This window comes from Caulobacter sp. D5, from assembly GCF_003185805.1.
GTDB lineage: Bacteria > Pseudomonadota > Alphaproteobacteria > Caulobacterales > Caulobacteraceae > Caulobacter.
In genome coordinates, this window is the sequence record NZ_QHJY01000104.1 from 1 (window position 1) to 4,245 (window position 4,245).

At 71.1% G+C, this 4,245-nt stretch carries 6 protein-coding genes and 1 pseudogene; 6 read left to right on the top strand and 1 reads right to left on the bottom strand.

The annotated features are described in order from the left end of the window. From DMC18_RS07825 to rlmH, 5 genes are all read left to right on the top strand, one after another. Positions 1-1,204: glutamate-5-semialdehyde dehydrogenase (locus tag DMC18_RS07825; protein WP_110132824.1), on the top strand; the 1,204-nt coding region annotated here is incomplete at its 5' end. Beyond that, complete coding sequence (locus DMC18_RS07830; protein WP_110132825.1) at positions 1,170-1,823, top strand: nicotinate-nucleotide adenylyltransferase; 654 nt, start codon at positions 1,170-1,172, stop codon at positions 1,821-1,823. The genes DMC18_RS07825 and DMC18_RS07830, both read left to right, overlap by 35 nt. 31 nt (positions 1,824-1,854) lie before the next feature. Beyond that, positions 1,855-2,262 carry a hypothetical protein gene (locus tag DMC18_RS07835; RefSeq protein WP_110119169.1) on the top strand — a complete coding sequence of 136 codons (408 nt, stop codon included), beginning with the start codon at positions 1,855-1,857 and terminating at the stop codon, positions 2,260-2,262. Positions 2,263-2,364: 102 nt separating this feature from the next. Further along, positions 2,365-2,802: a ribosome silencing factor gene (rsfS, locus tag DMC18_RS07840; RefSeq protein ID WP_199228392.1), complete on the top strand. Its 438-nt coding sequence runs from the start codon at positions 2,365-2,367 to the stop codon at positions 2,800-2,802. A gap of 67 nt (positions 2,803-2,869) precedes the next feature. Beyond that, on the top strand, positions 2,870-3,334 hold the full coding sequence (gene rlmH, locus DMC18_RS07845) for a 23S rRNA (pseudouridine(1915)-N(3))-methyltransferase RlmH (protein ID WP_110119165.1): 465 nt from the start codon (positions 2,870-2,872) through the stop codon (positions 3,332-3,334). 25 nt (positions 3,335-3,359) lie between these two features. On the opposite strand, the gene DMC18_RS07850 is transcribed toward rlmH, so the two are convergent. Next, complete coding sequence (locus tag DMC18_RS07850; RefSeq protein WP_110119164.1) at positions 3,360-3,668, bottom strand: hypothetical protein; 309 nt, start codon at positions 3,666-3,668, stop codon at positions 3,360-3,362. 132 nt (positions 3,669-3,800) lie between these two features. Here DMC18_RS07850 and DMC18_RS07855 point away from each other — a divergent pair. Continuing rightward, positions 3,801-4,245, top strand: a pseudogene (locus DMC18_RS07855) (peptidase M24); the annotation flags it as partial.

Sequence of the window (4,245 nt, forward strand, 5' to 3'; positions counted from 1 at the left end):
CGCGCTGCGCCTCGCCACGCCAGCCCAGCGCACCGCCGCCCTGACCGCCATCGCCGCCGCCATCCGCGCCGACGCCCCCGCCATCCTGGCCGCCAACGCCCGCGATCTGGAGAAGGCCGGCAAGAACGGCCTGACCGCGCCGATGATCGAGCGTCTGATGCTGAACGAGGCCCGCCTCGAAGGCGTCGCCGCCGGCGTCGAGGCCGTGGCCGCCATCCCCGACCCGCTGGGCGTGGAAACCTCGCGCTGGACCCGGCCGAACGGCCTGGACATCGCCCGGGTGCGCACGCCGATCGGCGTCATCGCCATGATCTACGAGAGCCGTCCCAACGTGACGGCCGACGCCGCGGCCCTGACCCTGCGCTCGGGCAACGCCGTGATCCTGCGCGGCGGCTCGGAGTGCTTCGAGTCCAACCTCGCCATCCACGGCGCGGTGCTGAAGGGGCTGGAGGCCGCCGGCCTGCCGGCCCAGGTCGTGCAGATGGTGCGGACCACCGACCGCGCCGCCGTCGGCGCCATCCTGTCGGGCCTGGACCGGTCGATCGACCTGATCATCCCGCGCGGCGGCAAGAGCCTGGTCGCCCGCGTCCAGGCCGAGGCCCGCGCCCCGGTGCTGGGCCACCTGGAAGGCCTCAACCACGTCTTCGTGCACGCCGCCGCCGACCTCAAGAAGGCCGCCGACATCGTGCTGAACGCCAAGATGCGCCGCGTCTCGGTGTGCGGCTCGGCCGAGACCCTGCTGATCGACCGCGCGGCCGCCGCCAGGCTGCTGCCGCCGATCGCCGACGTGCTGATCAAGGCCGGCTGCGAGATCCGCGGCGACGCCGCCTCGCGCGCCATCGAGCCCGACCTCAAGGCCGCCAGCGTCGAGGACTGGACCACCGAATACCTCGCCCCGATCATCGCCGTGGCCGTGGTCGACGGCGTCGACGGCGCGGCCGAGCACATCGCCACCTACGGCTCGGGCCACACCGACGCCATCGTCACCGAGGACGCGAACGCCGCCGAGGCCTTCGTCGCCAAGGTCGACAGCGCCATCGTGCTGGTCAACGCCTCGACCCAGTTCGCCGACGGCGGCGAGTTCGGCTTCGGGGCCGAGATCGGCATCGCCACCGACAAGCTTCACGCCCGCGGCCCGGTTGGGGCCGAGCAACTGACGACGTTCAAGTATGTGGTTCGCGGGACCGGCCAGACTCGTCCCTGAAGCCGGTCGTCCCAGCGCCCAGCGCCTCGGCTTCCATCTGGAGCCGGGCATGCGCGTCGGGCTGTTCGGCGGCAGCTTCAACCCGGCGCACGAGGGCCACGCCCACGTGGCCGAGACCGCCATGCATCGCCTGGGCCTGGACCAGGTGATCTGGCTCGTCTCGCCGCAGAACCCGCTGAAGTCCTCGCACGAGACCCGTCCCCTGCCCGAGCGCATGGCCCAGGCCCGCAAGTGGGCGCGCGGCTCGGGCATGATCGTCTCCGACGCCGAGACGCGCCTCGGCTCGCAGTACACGATCGACACCCTGCGGGTGCTGAAGGCCCGCTATCCCGGCGTGAAGTTCGTCTGGGTGATGGGCGCCGACAGCCTGGCCACCTTCCATCGCTGGCGCGGCTGGACCCAGATCATGCGCTCGGTCCCGGTGGCCGTGGTCTCGCGGCCGTGGGCGGCGCTGAAGGCCCGCACCTCGCCGGCCGCCCGCCGCTTCGCCTTCGCCCGCCGCCCAGCCAGCGCCGCGGCCACCCTGGCCGACGCCGACACGCCGGCCTGGGTCTACCTGACCGGTCCGCTGAACTTCGCCTCGTCCACGGCCCTGCGGGCGCGCCAGCCTAAGGGCTGACAGGGGCGAGAAAGCCTGCCAAGCTCGCGCCATGGGCTTCGCAAGCGCAGCGGCGATCGTCGCCATGGCTTTCCAGACGGCGCCGATCGCGACCGATCCTCCCGCCCGCGCCGCGACAAGCGACGAGTGCGCCGTGGCGCTCGAAACCCTGCGCCAGTTCCGCGACATCCCGGCCGGCGTCCTCGTCCAAGCTCGCCTTGGCCATGTGGTTATGCTGGACCACTGCCCCGGCGGAGGCCGCCTGACCGACGAACAGCCCCGCCCCTTGTCGATTGACGTCGACACCGAGCGCGGCGTCGCGACCGCCGTTTATGGCCGCTGCCAGGATTGGTACGTCTCGCTGACACGGCGCGACGGAAGCTGGTTCGCGGCCCCCGCCAACCAGGTCCAGGACGCCTGCGGCGAGCTGGCGGCCCCGCCTCAGGCTCGCGATCGATAGGGTTCGCGCGCCCCGATCCGCCCTGCGACCACGATCCCCCTCACGTTTCGAGTCTTTCCGTGCTAAGGGAGGCTTTGCGCGAAGCCAATAAGGAGCATTCCGCTGCGTAGCGACCCCGCGCCGACGGCGCACGAGGGACCGGCTGGAGCCGAATCCTCGACTGAAAATCCGACGCTCAGTACGGACCTGAACATCAAGGCGCTCGAGACGCTCATCCTCTCGCGCCTCGACGACGACAAGGCCCAGGACATCGTCCACATCGACCTCACGGACAAGAGCTCCGTGGCCGACAGCCTGATCGTGGCGTCCGGCCGCTCGCACCGTCACGTCGGCGCGCTGGCCGATCACGTGCTGCGCGCGCTGAAGGACCACGGCCTGGGCAAGGCCCGGGTCGAAGGCCTGCCGCACTGCGACTGGGTGCTGATCGACGCCGGCGACGTCGTCGTTCACCTGTTCCGCCCCGAAGTGCGCAGCTTCTACAACATCGAGAAGATCTGGGCCGTCGACGCCCCGCACCGGATGCCGGCGGCTTCGAACTGATCTCTCGCAAGGCGGGCCTCGCCCCTGAGCAGCGCTCGGGGCGGGGCCTCGCCATGCCCTCTCCCCCATGAAGATCACCATCCTCACCGTCGGGAAGCTCGGCCGCATGGTCGAGGCGCAGCTGGCGCTGGACTACGCGTCCCGCGCCACAGCGTCCGGCCGCGCCCTGGCGCTGGGTCCCGTCGAGATCCTCGAGGTCGAGGCCCGCAAGCCGGGCAAGGCCGCCGAGGCCGAGGTGCTGCGCCCGCACCTGGAAGGCGCCTATGTCGTCGCCTGCGACGAGCACGGCAAGGTTCATACCTCGCGCGCCTTCGCCGGACGGCTGGAGCGGCTGCGCGACGACGGCCAGCGCAGGATCGTGTTCCTGATCGGCGGCGCCGACGGCCTGGACCCGTCGATCCTCAGCCAGGCCAACGAACTGCTGGCCTTCGGCCCCCAGACCTGGCCCCACGCCCTGGCCCGCGCCATGCTGGCCGAACAGATCTACCGCGCCGTCACCATCCTGGGCGGCTCGCCGTATCATCGCGATTGAGCACCGGTCGTCCCGCCAGCCCGCCTCACCGGACCTTCAATGGGCCGGCAGGAAAGGCGGAGAGGTAACGATCGATAAGTGTCGCCGTGCGCTCGGAAGCGGCGCGTGAAGCCGATGTCGAAGCCCCTAGCCCCATGTACTCGGCGGCCATCTTTTCGAGATAGTTGGTGACCTCATCGATTGTCTGCCCTTGCCGCAGACGGCTCACGACCTGAAGCAGGTAGGAATCGTATTCGTCTCGAGGACACGACGAGTCGACTAACCCGATCGGGTCCCATTCCGTCCAGCCGATCTCCCGCAGCCGGTCGAGTTCGATGTAGGGCGGGTCGCTCATCTCGCAGACATAGCAGCCGCATGCGTCGCCCTACCATCCTTGACCAAGGCCGAGCCTGCAGGGCGGGAATGACGGGAGGTTGGTGGGGCAAGCCCTTTGAAACCGCCGCGCCCTCAGGCAGATAGGGACCCAATGCCCCGCCGCCTCGCGATCGCCGCCGCCAGCGCCTGCGCCCTGCTCCTCGCCGGAGCCGGGGCCGTCGTCGCGCAGCAGATCGGCGACCAGCGCACGCGCGACCTGCAACAGGCCGCCGACACCCGTCGCGAGATCGAGGACCTGCGGGCCGAGCTGACCCGGCTGAACCAGCAGCAGGTCTCGGCCGGCGCCGACGTCGACATCAAGCGCCAGCGGCTGGAGGTCCTGCACCGCCGGGAGTCGGCGCTGATCGGCGAGATGGGCCGCGACCGGGGCCAGCTGGCCCGGCTGCTCAGCGCCCTGCAGCTTTTCCGCCGCAACCCGCCGCCGGCCCTGCTGGTCAATCCGCGCGACGCCCGCGACGCGGTGCGGGCGGCGATCCTGATCCGCGCCATGACGCCCGAGCTTCAGGCCCGGGCCGACGCCTACGCCCGCCAGGCCC